Source organism: Synechococcus sp. KORDI-52 (genome assembly GCF_000737595.1).
Lineage (GTDB): Bacteria > Cyanobacteriota > Cyanobacteriia > PCC-6307 > Cyanobiaceae > Parasynechococcus.
Genome location: NZ_CP006271.1, coordinates 997,250 through 1,010,806 on the forward strand (window position 1 = coordinate 997,250; position 13,557 = coordinate 1,010,806).

Sequence of the window (13,557 nt, forward strand, 5' to 3'; positions counted from 1 at the left end):
ACCTCACTGACCTCAATCGCTGATCGAGGTCAGCTCACAACCTGCAGAGCCACCCAGACCACGCCCACGGTGAGCAGCATCAGCCCATCCATTTCGCTGACGCGTCCACTGATCGGCCGCACCAGGATCAGCGTCAGCACCAGCAGCACCGACTCCAGTGGATCCAGCCCGAGGATCACATCGGTGCCCGTGAATTCGCCGATGGCCAGCACCGCCGGCACCGTCAAGCAAAGGGTCGAGAGGGACGACCCATAGAGGGTATTGAGCGACCGCTGCAACTCTCCTTTCCCAGCAGCCTGAAAGGCATTCAGAGCTTCCGGTGCCACCACCAGCAAGCCCACCAGCAAGCCCCCCAGGGAACTGGGCAGGCCAAGGTCGCTGATGCCGGTTTCGATCAGGCTCCCCATCGATTCCGCGATCAGCACCAGCACCAGCAGCCCGGCCGCCATCAGGCCTCCGTTTTGCAGGATTGAACTCTGCTGTTCGTCCGGCGGTGTGGGTGCTTCCGCAGGGCCATCAACCAGGGACACCGTCCCGGAGGCCTGTTGCTGGGGGCTTTCAACGAACAGGTTGCGGTAGCGGCCAACCTGGCCGCGCAGGAAAATGCCGTAGAGGCTGATCGACACGAAGGTCAGCAACCAGTTGATCGGCAGGGAGAAGTTGGCCTCGAGGCTGTCCTGGCTGAAGTTGGGAAGCACAAGCGCCAGAACGCTGATGGTGGTGATCAGATTGATGTAAGCACTCGAACCGCTCTGGTTCACAGCCGCCAGGTCTTCCAGCTGCATCGGTTGGGTGCGCCCCTGACGCTGCACCCTGGCGGCCACGATCAAGGTCAAGCCCTTGATCCCCGTCAGCACGATCATCAGCACCGAGAACATCGAGTCGCGGGCCAGGGTCGGGTTGCTCTCACCCGTCAGCATCGTGGAGGCGATCAGGGCCAGTTCAATCACGATCACGGACCCCGTCAGCACCAGGGTTCCCAGAGGCTCCCCGAGGCGCTCCGCCAGTTGATCGGCGTGGTGTGCCACCCCCCGTGCCATCAGCAGCACCAACAGGCTCAGCAGGCCCAGGCCTGTTAGCACATGCAGGGCGGGCTGGAGCAGCAGCCAGTCGAGCAGGTTGGTGGTCTCCAGGCCGATCAAGGCCATGATCCCGATCAGCAGGGGGGCCTCGCGCAGTACGGCCGCCCTCATGCCGCCGCTCCCTCCCAGCTCAAGACCGCTGCGGTGTTGCGCAGCACCCGATCAGCGCCGGCCTCCTGCAGCCGTTGTTCATAGATTCTTCGGGCCGGCGCCTGCTCTGCGGTCTGCAGGTGCGGTGGAACCACCGCAAGACTGATGAACGTTTGTTCCGGCCAGCTTTCCCGGGCTTTCATCACGGTATGTACATCGGCCACGGTGTCGCCGAGATAGGCCACCTGTGCCTCCTTGCCCTCAGCCCCCAGCGCTTTGGCCAGGTGGATCAAACCCTTGGGGTCCGGTTTGTCGGGGGCATCGCCCATGGCGATCAGGGGCGGATCCACAAGCCCCAGGCGCTGCTCCAGCACGAAGCGGGCTGAGGGCGGTTCAGCTCCACTCACAAATCCCCAGCGCAGCTTCCGCTGCGTCAACGTTGCGAAAAAGCTGGCGTCCACCAGCAGCGGCTCATCGCCGATGAATCCGGTCCACTGGCTGGGGTCCCCCTCCGGATCACCGCCGAAGTAGAAGGCGCTGAACACGTCGATCAGTGCGGCACGATCCGGTAGGTCAGTCCCATGTCGCCGCAGCAGTTCAAGGCTGGCGTCCCAGTCGTTGTTCCAGGATCCTTCGGCCTTCAGCGCATCGATCTCAGCGCTGCTGGGCTGCCAACCGCAGTAGTGCTGAACGGTGCATTGCAGGGCCCGTCGGTAACTGCCCGCTACATCGCGGATCACACCATCGATGTCGAACAGCAGGATGGTTGGAGATCCCAGAACGTCTGATGGGGAGCGGCTGGTAGGTTAGTTGTTTGTATTTCTGTCTTGAGCGCTGACACCATGACGGTCACCGAAGGCGCTGCCCCCACCGACCAGGAGGTCGCGACTCCGTCCGCCGACGCGGCTGAAGGCGCCACCCAGGCAGCTGAAACCACTGAACAGCCTGCAGCCAGCGAAGGCGAAGGCCGTCCTGTTTTGAAGGGCGCAGCCGCGGCTCTGGCCACGGCCACCATCGATGCTGATGGTGTTCCCTCCGGCTACACCCCCAAGGCCGATGAGGGCCGATTCCTGCTGAAGATCCTCTGGCTTCCCGACAACGTCGCCCTGGCTGTGGATCAGATCGTTGGCGGTGGCCCCAGCCCCCTCACCTCCTACTTCTTCTGGCCCCGTGAGGACGCCTGGGAAAGCTTGAAGACCGAGCTTGAAGGCAAGAGTTGGATCACCGACAACGAGCGTGTTGAAGTGCTCAACCAGGCCACTGAGGTGATCAACTACTGGCAAGAGGAAGGCAAGGGCAAGAGCCTCGACGAGGCCAAGGCCAAGTTCCCCGACGTCACCTTCTGCGGTACCGCCTGATTTTTCCCCTCAGTTTGTCGATTCAAACCTGCCTTCCGGCAGGTTTTTTTGTGCTCTTCTGAAGGGTTTGGCGTCACTGATCATCGTCATCGATCACAGAGCCACCATGAAAAAAGCCAGAGGCGGGAGCCCCTGGCTTTTGAAACGTCAACCGTTGGACAGCGGATGAATCAGTCGGCGGTTTTACTGGCCTGCAGGCGAGCCCGGGCTTCATTCATCTGTTGCTGTGCTTTGAGCTTTTCCGGAGAAGCCGGTTGGCCTTCCATGCCTGCCACCACGGTGGAGGCCTTCTGGAAAGCGGCTTCAGCGGCACCGGCATCGATGGCGCTGCCCAGTTCGGCCTTATTCACCAGAACGGTGACTTCATCAGCGTCAACCTCGGCGAAGCCACCCATCAGTGCGATGGAGTTCCAGGCACCGTTGGTACGCACGCGCAGTACACCGATGTCGATGGCGGTGAGCAACGAAATGTGGCCTGGCAGGATGCCGAGTTGGCCGGTGGTACTGGGCAGGATCACCTCGTCGGCGCTGCCATCAAAGACGTTCTGGTCTGTTGCCAGCACGCGGAGGGTGAGGGACATGAACCTTGGTTCGAAAAGAGAACGGACTGTCGATAAACACGTGATCGGGGGTGTGAATCACCCCCGCAGCGATCACTTGGTTTCGGCGGCGATCTTCTCGGCCTTGGCTTTCACTTCCTCGATGTTGCCCACCAGGTAGAAGGCGGCTTCGGGAAGGTTGTCCAGCTCACCGGAGAGGATCTGGTTGAAACCAGCGATGGTCTCGTCCAGCTTCACGTACTTGCCGGGCATGCCGGTGAAGATCTCAGCCACGAAGAAGGGCTGTGAGAGGAACTTCTCAACCTTGCGGGCACGATCCACGGTGCGGCGGTCGTCTTCCGACAGTTCGTCGAGACCCAGAATCGCGATGATGTCCTGGAGTTCCTTGTAGCGCTGCAGGGTGGACTGCACGGCGCGCGCCGTGCGGTAGTGCTCATCACCCACCACAGCCGGCTGCAGCATGGTGCTGGTGGAATCCAGAGGATCCACGGCTGGATAGATGCCCTTGGAGGCCAGGGCACGGTTCAGCACCGTGGTGGCATCGAGGTGAGCAAAGGTGGTGGCGGGAGCGGGGTCCGTCAGGTCGTCAGCAGGCACGTAGACGGCCTGGATCGATGTGATCGAACCTTCAACGGTGGAGGCAACACGCTCCTGCAAGGCACCCACATCGGTGCCCAGGGTGGGCTGGTAGCCCACAGCGGAAGGCATGCGGCCCAGCAGTGCAGACACCTCAGAACCCGCCTGCACGAAACGGAAGATGTTGTCGACGAACAGAAGCACGTCCTGCTTGTTCACGTCGCGGAAGTGCTCCGCCATGGTCAGAGCGGAGAGACCCACGCGCATCCGGGCACCGGGGGGCTCGTTCATCTGGCCGTAGCAGAGAGCCACCTTCGACTTGGATAGGTCATCGGCGTTGATCACGCCGGATTCCTTGAATTCCTCGTAGAGATCATTGCCCTCACGGGTGCGCTCACCCACACCACCGAACACCGACACACCGCCGTGCTCCTTGGCGATGTTGTTGATCAGTTCCTGAATCAACACGGTCTTGCCCACGCCGGCTCCGCCGAACAGGCCGACCTTTCCGCCTTGGCGGTAGGGAGCCAGAAGGTCAATCACCTTGATGCCGGTCTCGAACACCTTGGGCTTGGTTTCAAGCTCAGTGATGTTGGGGGCATCCCGGTGGATGGGAGCGGTGGCTGTTGTGTTCACAGGGCCCTGCTCGTCGACGGGCTCGCCCAGCACATTGAAGATCCGGCCGAGGGTGCCTTCGCCCACGGGCACGGAGATCGGTGCACCGGTGTCGACGGCTTCCATGCCGCGAACCAGGCCATCGGTGCCACTCATGGCAACGGCGCGAACGCGATGATCTCCCAGAAGCTGTTGAACCTCAGCCGTCAGGGCTACGTCATCACCAGCTGGGTTTTTACCCTCGATGCGCAGGGCGTTGTAGATCTTCGGCAGTTTCCCTGCGGGAAATTCCACGTCCAGAACCGGGCCGATCACCTGACGGATCACACCCTTGGTGCCAGCAGATGCAGGAGCAGAAGCGACCATAGGAAGGAGAAATGCGGGAACAGGCGCAGCGCGCTCGGACCCATTCAGAGCGGCGCAACCATACCACTGCTGTGGTTTGCCCCCACCGGTTCGGTCACCCGCACAGCTTGAGGTCTGGCCCGAGGGGTGGTCGGTTGCATACGTTGGCACTCATCGGCATCGAGTGCCAACTCGCGTCGATGCGTGGCGCTTTGCGCCCTGTCCCTGCTCCTGCAAGTACCCATGGCTGCTGTTTCTCTCAGCGTCTCGACTGTCAAACCCCTTGGCGATCGCATCTTCATCAAGGTGTCCGCTTCTGAAGAGACCACTGCCGGCGGCATTCTTCTGCCTGACACCGCCAAAGAAAAGCCCCAGGTGGGTGAAGTGGTTCAGGTGGGCCCCGGCAAGCGCAACGACGACGGCAGCCGCCAGGCTCCCGAAGTCGGTGTGGGCGACAAGGTCCTCTACAGCAAGTACGCCGGCACCGACATCAAGCTCGGCAGCGATGAATACGTGCTGCTGTCCGAGAAGGACATCCTGGCCGTCGTCAACTGAGATCAGCCCCGCTGCATTGCGGTCTGAGCCTCGGCTCAGCTTTCCCTTTTCATCCTCTTCACTAGGAACCGCCTTCCATGGCAAAGCGCATTATCTACAACGAGAACGCCCGTCGCGCACTCGAGAAAGGCATCGACATCCTGGCCGAATCCGTCGCGGTGACCCTCGGCCCCAAGGGGCGCAACGTGGTGCTCGAGAAGAAGTTCGGCGCTCCTCAGATCATCAATGACGGCGTCACCATCGCCAAGGAGATCGAGCTCGAAGACCACATCGAGAACACCGGCGTAGCCCTGATCCGTCAGGCCGCCTCCAAAACCAATGACGCCGCCGGCGACGGCACCACCACCGCCACCGTCCTGGCTCACGCCATGGTCAAGGCCGGCCTGCGTAACGTGGCTGCTGGTGCCAATGCCATCACCCTGAAGAAGGGCATCGATAAGGCCTCCGATTTCCTGGTCAGCAAGATCGAGGAAATGGCCAAGCCCATCGCCGACAGCAACGCCATCGCTCAGGTCGGCACCATCTCAGCCGGTAACGACGAGGAAGTCGGCAAGATGATTGCTGATGCCATGGACAAGGTCGGCAAAGAAGGTGTGATTTCCCTGGAAGAGGGCAAGTCCATGGAGACCGAGCTTGAGGTCACCGAGGGCATGCGTTTTGACAAGGGCTACATCTCCCCTTATTTCGCCACCGACACCGAGCGGATGGAAGCCGTCCTAGACGAGCCCTACATCCTGCTCACCGACAAGAAAATCGGTTTGGTGCAGGACCTGGTGCCCGTCCTCGAGCAGATTGCCCGCACCGGTAAGCCTCTGCTGATCATTGCTGAGGATATTGAGAAGGAAGCCCTCGCCACCCTGGTGGTGAACCGTCTGCGTGGCGTGCTGAATGTGGCTGCGGTGAAGGCCCCTGGTTTTGGTGATCGCCGCAAGGCCATGTTGGAAGACATGGCTGTTCTGACCAACGGTCAGCTGATCACCGAGGACGCCGGCCTCAAGCTGGAGAACGCCAAGCTGGAGATGCTGGGCACCGCCCGCCGCGTCACCATCAACAAAGACACCACCACCATCGTTGCCGAGGGCAACGAGGCGGCTGTCGGCGCCCGCTGCGAACAGATCAAGAAGCAGATGGACGAGACCGACTCCACCTACGACAAGGAGAAGCTGCAGGAGCGTCTGGCCAAACTGGCCGGTGGCGTTGCTGTGGTGAAGGTGGGTGCGGCCACCGAAACCGAGATGAAGGACAAGAAACTCCGTCTCGAGGATGCCATCAACGCCACCAAGGCGGCTGTTGAGGAAGGCATCGTTCCTGGCGGCGGAACCACCCTGGCGCACCTGGCTCCGGCCCTCGAGCAGTGGGCAGCCTCCAGCCTGTCCGGAGAGGAACTGATCGGCGCCAACATCGTGGCGGCTGCTCTCACCGCACCGCTGATGCGCATCGCTGAAAACGCAGGTGCCAACGGCGCTGTTGTGGCTGAGAACGTCAAGGCTCGCGCTGGTGCCGAAGGCTTCAACGCTGCCTCCGGCGAGTACGTCGACATGCTGGCTGCTGGCATTGTCGACCCGGCCAAAGTGACCCGCTCCGGTCTGCAGAATGCCGCCTCCATCGCTGGCATGGTGCTGACCACCGAGTGCATCGTGGCTGATCTGCCTGAGAAGAAGGAAGCAGCTCCTGCCGGCGGCGGCATGGGTGGCGGCGACTTCGACTACTGATCGATGCGTGGGTGGTCCAGCGACCACCCGATCACTTCAAATCAAGTCATAACAAGAGGCCCTGCGGGGCCTCTTTTTGTGCAACCCACGCGTCTTGTAAGGTCTAGATTCTGCAAGACATGTGACCAGCGAGGGCCAGCGTCAGTTGCAGGGCATGAAGCATTTGAGGTGCAGGCGTGCAGCGGCTAGGGTCTTGTTGTGTATTGTTGAGTCGGGACAAATGCCCCAGCGCCCCGGTGCTTTTGCTGCTCAGTTCGCCCCTGAGACGCTGCAGCGTTTTAAAGCTCTCTGTCGACAGCAGGACAAGGCTTATTCCAAGGTGTTGGAGCGTCTTGCTTTGCTGTACGTCGAAACGGAGGGAGGAATTCTTTCAACAGCCGGCTCTGCCGGACCTCCATTGAAAGGCGCCCAAAAAAGGCAAGTCCAGGTTGAATCTCTGCAAAACAAGTTGTTGGAAGATCTGTTGAAGCGGGTTGAGATCCTCGAAAAGAAGGAAACAAAAACGTTGTACGAATTAGATCGACTTCACAAGGACCTTGCCTTTTTCACGTCAGGATTAAAAGAGCCAGAATCTTGATCAGGTCAATTCTCAATGCTTAGCAGTTTCACATTGCTTGAATGCAATGGTTCATTTTTTTAACGTCAACATTTGTATGATCATGTCGATGACGATTTGAGTATTGATGCTGTAGCTGATAAGTCCAGATCCAGCCTTCTGGACTTGTGTATTATTTGCGAACAAATTTCCTACATCTTTAACAAGAGATTTGTCAACTAGTTTAACGGAAGTATTGTTAATGCCCGTCGGGAAAACGCAATGCTTCTCATTGGAATGCAGAATCCCTGGCTTTCTGCAAAAACGATGCGGAACAAGTTGCCCGGCACCTGCATTCGCAATGAAAAAATCGATAAATTGGCATTGTTGGATTTTTTCTCGGTAGGTTTGACCCACCAAGCTCACAATTGAAATATTTGAATAAGGCAATAATTTCTCTCGAATAGAATCGACCACTTCAAGATCTTGGCAGACTGGTGTCGCTTTGCTTCCACGAAGGGGAATTTGACTTGAATTTTCGTATTCGGTAAAGCCGTCAATCAAGAAGACAAATGAATCAAAGTATGGTGTTAGTTGTTCTACGAGTGCTGGGAGAAAGTCTTCTTGTTCGACCCATATTCTTTTCTGGCCTGAGATTCCAAACCAGAGAGTTAAGGTTTTGTTGCCTCCAGCTAAAGACCTCAATTTTTTGACAACTTTCCCCCAGATTCTGGTCGCTAACTTTCCTCGGCATTCATTATATACGGCGTTTTCCATCTCTTCAGTATATTGATCTAACTTCATTCCCAGTTGATTGGATCCAATAATGGTAGGAAAGACTGTAATTCTAGCGATATCTTTGGTTCTAGGGTGGATTTTTTTGCTTAAGCATTTAGGGCTGAAGAAAGATTTTTTGCTTAAAATCGGCTTTTTGTCTTGTAGGTAAATAAACCATTTTAGCTGGTCATAAAAGTGATGATATGGCCTTAATTGATCGAGCAAATAGCCGCCCATTATTGCTTTTTGGGGCTCAGGTTGTTTTGAACTTTTTTTAATTTCATTCCGCATGATATTTCGTAATGGGTTGAGTATTGTTTCGTCGCTTATTGAAGATTTGTGCTTTCCTGAAAATGTGGTCGAAAAAATAGCATCTACAAATGAAGTGCATTGACACAATATCCATTTGTTTTTTCCTTTTGAGTCATAAAAGAAGATGAAATTGCACATTCCTTTTCTTATGCTTTTGGACGCAAATGTTTCCAGGCTTTCCATAAAAGGGTGTGGCATGCAAAAAGTGCCTTCTTGCTTGTATATCGGCTCTATGATGTCGACAAGTGTTTTGAGGTCGCGTTTTTCGATTGAGTTGATAATCTTTATCCATAATGGATTGCAGACTTTTTGAGCAAGAGAACTGGGTAGTTTTTTTGATGGAATGTTGAACTTGTTTTTGGTCGGCTTCTTAGGCTCTTGATTCTTTCGCACTTGGCTTGTTTGTTTGCATCCTGGTATTCTACATGCCTCTATGCATGTTCAAAGCATATGTTGTTTTCAAGCATAGAGTAAGTAGAGCATGCGCTCAAGTTCTTATGGAAATTTAGTGGTATTTGGCACATATTTTTCGTCTAAGTAGTTGCTTTGGACGAGAGCTGCGACAAGATTTCTTGGCATGGATTCATGCCGAACAACCCTCTCTCTTGCTTTGCTTTGTAACATCAAGCGTGTTTAATTGATGTTTCTGAATGATTTTTGATGTTATGGCTTTCCACTAGCGAGTTGTGCCTTTGCTCGCTCCAGAAGTTTGGCTAATTTTTGCCCTTGGGGCCGATTTTCTTTAGCCACGTCCAGCAATTCTACCTCTGTGACTTTTGACACTTTCCCGGATTGGCTTAATGCAATGATGGCATCGACAGTTTCGTTTGAGAGTTTACGCTTTGACTCATGGGTGAATGCTTGAAGCAGTTCATCTCCGATGAGTTGCAAGGATATAGCTTCTTCTTGGCGAATTCTGTGAGCTTGCTCTGGATTGATAAGTTGTGATTTGGGTTCTTTGAGGGTTGCGATCGAAGTTAGTTGTTCGTTTGGATCGAGACTTGCATTGATGATTTTTAGAAAGCTATCATTTTTTTCGTAAATTTTTTCAAGCTGCTGCTTGTTGATTTTGCATTGCTTCGCTTCGATTTTTGGTTGACTTTTGATCAATGCATCTGAAATCCTTGTGCTAATCCATGGGTATTTGTTGTAGTATAGAGCATTGATAATGATTAGGATCTCAAGTTCTTTCCCGCTAAGACTCCGGTTGATGATGGCTTCTGAAACCTGATCTTCTGGATAGAGTTTTTCGGCACCGATCAATTTGAAAATTAATTTTGAAATATCTCGTTTATGCTGGGAGTAGTTAATGATTGTATTTGAAATGTTCGCTTGAGACATTAGTGAGATGATCTCGGCGGCTTTTTCGTGATGGGATGAGATAAAATGTCTTGCGCGAATAAATTGCTCTAACGGCATTGAATCGCCGTGCCGCTTGACGCGTTGTTGGTATTCAGAAGACAGCATCTCCTCGATCTCTCGTACTGCCAGGATGATATGCAAATCAATATACTTTTCCCAGTTGCTTTTGTTCTGGATCAGCTCTGGGACTAACCAAAATAGTGATTCTGAGCTCAGGATTGTTTTTGATTGATCGTGATTGCTTTCGCCAATCGCGATCAATTGATCACTCAGGCTCGCCTCAGGATTCGGCTGCCAATTCCCAGATGTGATTTCGAGGCGCGATGCTCGATCTCGTAGCGACGGATCAATGGGATAACTTATCCCTTGCTTGTTTAAATCGTCTGATGCGATTGCTAGTGAAGATTGAATGGCTGAAGTGCCCGTTTTTCCGTGGCCAATGTGCAGGAAAAGTTTTGTTTTCTTCACTGCACTCCCTGATGATCCAGTGACTTTACCATTATTTCTGCCATTGGCCTATGCATGCTGCAGCGAAAACTTTAGCCGTCGCATGAAGTCACTATCCTGATCTAGTCTTAGGGGAGGTGGTCAGTTCCGATGTTTAGGCGGTCCCGAAGGCTTGTCATCCACATTGGAGCTCAGAAGTGTGCGTCTTCTTCGCTGCAAGCTTCCCTTGAGCTTGTTGCAAAGGCGGCAAAAGGTCGCTTTTGCTTTTGTCATCTACAGTCCGAGCTGCTTCGGGGTGTCAACCAAGCCTTGGAAGATAAGGATGGTGAACCCTTTGGATATATTGACGGTGTTCTTTCCACTCAGGATGCTTATCAGGTTGTTGTTAGCCATGAAATGATGGGCAATCGTCCAAAATTGGTGTGTGCAATTGCGGGTCGCGCTTTAGAGAAACATTCTTTTAATCATGTGGTGATATCGGGTTACTCAAGGTTGCAGTCTAGTTATTATATTTCTGAATTCTCTCAATGGGGGTTTAGAGGCAGAGCAAAGCTATATGCCGATATGGAAGCCATGTTGGCACATAATTTAGATTGGCGAAAGTTTACAGCTCTTGAGCGCAGCCTTTTAGCTTTTTCTCTTGAGGGAAATGACCGAGATTGGTTCGCTGACTATCAAGGCTTTTGTCGAGCTTCAGAACTTTTTGGGGAATCTGTCAGTGTAGTGAGTTGTCATATTCCAACTCGCCATCATCCCTATTCATTGTTGAATCATTTCATGTCTTCCTGTGGCCTGTCTTTTGGTCTCAGCGATCTAGAGTCATTGGATGTTCGTGAAAATCTTTCGTTTCAGCCCCTGTTGATTCATGCAATCTCCAGTCATCTGTGCGCATTGCGGCCATGGCGGCAGTCGTTTTTCCCTAGGCCCCACGCAGGAAATCAATGGCTCTTTTCCATTGGCAAGCGTATGGCTGGTGCGAAGAATATGTTGCTTGAATTCAATAAGTTATTTTCTTGTGATCTCCAGCGAGCTTTGGTTGGTCACCTTGACTGCCGATCGTCTGAGAGTAATAAAAAATACTGTGATCTGATGTCTGTAAATTTTAATTACTTTCAGCCTTCGGAGGGCGCGTCGTTGTTGTCAAAATCGGAATTGTTGTCGCTTGCGAGGCAAACCACTCAGGATCGAGATCTTGAAGACATAAAGCATCTCAATCGCAGGATCGAAGACGCTTGCATGCAGAGTATTCAAGCTGAAATTGAGTGTTCTTAATTTGATTCTTCTAGGCCAACCAGCCAGCACTCAGGATCACGGCTAAAGACAGGAAGAGAGCCAGGCACGTCCATGTCAGTCGATTCAATGTTGCTTCTGCACTGCTGGCGCTGCTGAACATCGAGCTGCCGCTGGCGGCCAATCCACCCATGCCATCACCCTTGGGGCTGTGCAACAACACCAAGATGATCAGCAGGATGCCTGTGCCAATCCAGCTCCAGGACAGAATTGAGGTCAGCATCAGACGGAAAGAGGCAAGCGAGCGGTCATGGGGGTGGGGTCCATGTTGGAGATTGGAGCGATCAGACTGACACCAGTCATCGCCTCCGGCTGCGGCAGATCAAGAATCTGAAGCAAGGTTGGTGCGATATCAGCCAGCCCTCCGTTTTCACGCAGCGTGATTCCGTTGCCGTGGCCAGGCAACTTGCGCCGCTCCCCCTCGATCAGGATCACAGGCACCGGATTGGTGGTGTGGGCTGTCCAGGCCTGGCCATCCGGACCCTGCATCAACTCTGCATTGCCGTGATCGGCCGTGATCAACATGGTTCCTCCCTGGCGTCCTACGGCATCCAGCAAGCGGCCAATGCAGCGGTCAACCGTCTGGATGGCTTCCATCGCGGCATCCATCACACCGGTGTGACCAACCATATCGGGATTGGCGTAGTTGATCACAATCAGCGCATAGTCTGCTTTTCCGATAGCTGCGATGCAGCTGTCGGTGAGTTGCTCGGCAGACATCGCCGGTGAGAGGTCATAGGTGGCGACCCTCGGTGACGGCACAAGGTGGCGCTCTTCCCCCTCCAGTGGCTGTTCGATGCCCCCATTCATGAAGTAGGTGACATGGGGATACTTCTCCGTCTCTGCTGTGCGGTACTGCTTCAGCCCCGCGTCGGCCACCACCTGGCCCAGCAGTTGATCGAGCGGCTCTGGAGGGAAGGCGACCTGGACGGGCAGGTCCTGTTCCACCTGGGTGAAGGTCACCACGTCCAATGTCGGAACGTGGCTGCGCTTGAACGCCTCGAAGTCTGCAAGGCACAGCGCTTGCACAATCTGGCGGGCACGATCCGGTCGGAAGTTGAACACCAGAACACTGTCGCCGTCCTTGATCACGCCGTTCTGCAGGCGGACCGGTTCGAGGAACTCGTCGGTGATTCCCTCGGCATAACTGGCCGCCAGCACCTGCTCGGGCGTTCGGTTGTCCACCGCGATGGCAGGGTCGGTGTAGAGGTTGTAGGCCTTCTGGGTTCGCTCCCAGCGCTGGTCTCGATCCATGGCCCAGTACCGGCCGCAGAGGCTGGTGAGCTGGCCCACGCCGCATTGGTTCAAGGCGGCTTCCACCTGGCTGATGTAGCTCGGTGCGCTTTGGGTGGGGGTGTCGCGGCCGTCGGTAATGGCATGGACGGCGAGATCGGAGATGCCGCTGTCGGCAGCCCAGCGGATCAGTCCACAGAGGTGGTCCACATGGCTGTGAACACCGCCGTCGGAACAGAGGCCCAGCAGGTGCAGTGTTCCTCCCCGCTTCTGGATCCGTTCCGCCAGTGACGTCAGCACGGGCATGTCCCCCAGCTGGTTGCTGCGTACGGTGTCGCTGATCCTCACCAGCTCCTGGCGGATGATCCGGCCCGCACCGATGGTCAGGTGACCGACCTCGGAATTGCCCATCTGCTGATCGGGCAGCCCCACATGGGATCCGCTGGCCTCAATCAGCGTGTGTGGATAGGCATGCCACAGGGCATCCATCACCGGTGTTCCGCTTTGCTGAATGGCGTTGTGCTCGCTTGCGTCCCGATGCCCCCACCCATCCAGGATGGTAAGGACCACAGGTGCCACTGAGCCGGAGCGACCTGAACCGTTGGTTGTGTTTTTCCCCACGTTCACCCGCGACCGACGGTTCTTAAGGACTTTTGCAGAATCAACCTAACGCTCCGTCAGCCCTCAGGCTGCAGTTTCGTCCAATCA

Annotated in this window: 13 protein-coding genes; 5 read left to right on the forward strand and 8 right to left on the reverse strand. The window is 55.1% G+C overall.

Annotated features, from left to right (window positions below):
* Window positions 1-29 precede the first annotated feature (29 nt).
* Complete coding sequence (locus KR52_RS04970; RefSeq protein WP_038553232.1) at window positions 30-1,193, reverse strand: calcium:proton antiporter; 1,164 nt, start codon at window positions 1,191-1,193, stop codon at window positions 30-32.
* A complete protein-coding gene (locus tag KR52_RS04975; protein ID WP_038553235.1) occupies window positions 1,190-1,912 on the reverse strand; it encodes a TIGR01548 family HAD-type hydrolase in 723 nt (240 codons plus the stop codon). The genes KR52_RS04970 and KR52_RS04975 overlap by 4 nt, the downstream gene beginning before the upstream one ends.
* A 102-nt stretch (window positions 1,913-2,014) precedes the next feature.
* Between KR52_RS04975 and KR52_RS04980 the strand changes: the two genes are divergently transcribed.
* On the forward strand, window positions 2,015-2,530 hold the full coding sequence (locus KR52_RS04980; protein ID WP_038553237.1) for a 30S ribosomal protein PSRP-3: 516 nt from the start codon (window positions 2,015-2,017) through the stop codon (window positions 2,528-2,530).
* Window positions 2,531-2,700: 170 nt separating this feature from the next.
* Here KR52_RS04980 and atpC read toward each other — a convergent pair whose 3' ends face one another.
* Together atpC and atpD are read right to left on the reverse strand one after the other, a co-directional pair.
* On the reverse strand, window positions 2,701-3,111 hold the full coding sequence (atpC, locus tag KR52_RS04985) for an ATP synthase F1 subunit epsilon (RefSeq protein WP_038553239.1): 411 nt from the start codon (window positions 3,109-3,111) through the stop codon (window positions 2,701-2,703).
* A 72-nt stretch (window positions 3,112-3,183) separates the two neighbouring features.
* Window positions 3,184-4,647, reverse strand: a complete 1,464-nt coding sequence (gene atpD, locus KR52_RS04990) for a F0F1 ATP synthase subunit beta (RefSeq protein WP_038553242.1) — start codon at window positions 4,645-4,647, stop codon at window positions 3,184-3,186.
* Window positions 4,648-4,869: 222 nt separating this feature from the next.
* Between atpD and groES the strand changes: the two genes are divergently transcribed.
* From groES to KR52_RS05005, 3 genes are all read left to right on the forward strand, one after another.
* Window positions 4,870-5,181, forward strand: coding sequence for a co-chaperone GroES (groES, locus tag KR52_RS04995; protein ID WP_038556864.1), 312 nt, complete (start codon window positions 4,870-4,872; stop codon window positions 5,179-5,181).
* A gap of 77 nt (window positions 5,182-5,258) precedes the next feature.
* On the forward strand, window positions 5,259-6,893 hold the full coding sequence (gene groL / locus KR52_RS05000) for a chaperonin GroEL (RefSeq protein WP_038553244.1): 1,635 nt from the start codon (window positions 5,259-5,261) through the stop codon (window positions 6,891-6,893).
* Window positions 6,894-7,113: 220 nt separating this feature from the next.
* Window positions 7,114-7,470 (forward strand): hypothetical protein, encoded by a 357-nt coding sequence (locus KR52_RS05005; protein ID WP_038556865.1) that lies wholly within the window; start codon window positions 7,114-7,116, stop codon window positions 7,468-7,470.
* Between the two features lie 51 nt (window positions 7,471-7,521).
* Here KR52_RS05005 and KR52_RS05010 read toward each other — a convergent pair whose 3' ends face one another.
* On the reverse strand, window positions 7,522-8,910 hold the full coding sequence (locus tag KR52_RS05010) for a hypothetical protein (protein ID WP_253912452.1): 1,389 nt from the start codon (window positions 8,908-8,910) through the stop codon (window positions 7,522-7,524).
* A gap of 270 nt (window positions 8,911-9,180) precedes the next feature.
* On the reverse strand, window positions 9,181-10,347 hold the full coding sequence (locus KR52_RS05015; protein WP_038553248.1) for a hypothetical protein: 1,167 nt from the start codon (window positions 10,345-10,347) through the stop codon (window positions 9,181-9,183).
* Between the two features lie 288 nt (window positions 10,348-10,635).
* On the opposite strand from KR52_RS05015, the gene KR52_RS14105 reads away from it, so the two are divergent.
* Window positions 10,636-11,598 carry a hypothetical protein gene (locus tag KR52_RS14105; protein WP_156957588.1) on the forward strand — a complete coding sequence of 321 codons (963 nt, stop codon included), beginning with the start codon at window positions 10,636-10,638 and terminating at the stop codon, window positions 11,596-11,598.
* A gap of 10 nt (window positions 11,599-11,608) precedes the next feature.
* On the opposite strand, the gene secG is transcribed toward KR52_RS14105, so the two are convergent.
* Together secG and gpmI are read right to left on the reverse strand one after the other, a co-directional pair.
* On the reverse strand, window positions 11,609-11,839 hold the full coding sequence (gene secG / locus KR52_RS05030; RefSeq protein WP_038553255.1) for a preprotein translocase subunit SecG: 231 nt from the start codon (window positions 11,837-11,839) through the stop codon (window positions 11,609-11,611).
* Window positions 11,839-13,476 (reverse strand): 2,3-bisphosphoglycerate-independent phosphoglycerate mutase, encoded by a 1,638-nt coding sequence (gene gpmI / locus KR52_RS05035; RefSeq protein WP_038553257.1) that lies wholly within the window; start codon window positions 13,474-13,476, stop codon window positions 11,839-11,841. The genes secG and gpmI overlap by 1 nt, the downstream gene beginning before the upstream one ends.
* Window positions 13,477-13,557: the final 81 nt, after the last annotated feature.

What these genes read in the sequence shown, in the direction of transcription:
- groL (WP_038553244.1), top strand. Translation starts at nt 5,259, where the DNA reads ATGGCAAAGCGCATTATCTACAACGAGAACGCCCGTCGCGCACTCGAG.
- KR52_RS04970 (WP_038553232.1), bottom strand. Translation starts at nt 1,193, where the DNA reads ATGAGGGCGGCCGTACTGCGCGAGGCCCCCCTGCTGATCGGGATCATG.
- KR52_RS05005 (WP_038556865.1), top strand. Translation starts at nt 7,114, where the DNA reads ATGCCCCAGCGCCCCGGTGCTTTTGCTGCTCAGTTCGCCCCTGAGACG.
- groES (WP_038556864.1), top strand. Translation starts at nt 4,870, where the DNA reads ATGGCTGCTGTTTCTCTCAGCGTCTCGACTGTCAAACCCCTTGGCGAT.
- atpD (WP_038553242.1), bottom strand. Translation starts at nt 4,647, where the DNA reads ATGGTCGCTTCTGCTCCTGCATCTGCTGGCACCAAGGGTGTGATCCGT.
- secG (WP_038553255.1), bottom strand. Translation starts at nt 11,839, where the DNA reads ATGCTGACCTCAATTCTGTCCTGGAGCTGGATTGGCACAGGCATCCTG.
- atpC (WP_038553239.1), bottom strand. Translation starts at nt 3,111, where the DNA reads ATGTCCCTCACCCTCCGCGTGCTGGCAACAGACCAGAACGTCTTTGAT.
- KR52_RS04980 (WP_038553237.1), top strand. Translation starts at nt 2,015, where the DNA reads ATGACGGTCACCGAAGGCGCTGCCCCCACCGACCAGGAGGTCGCGACT.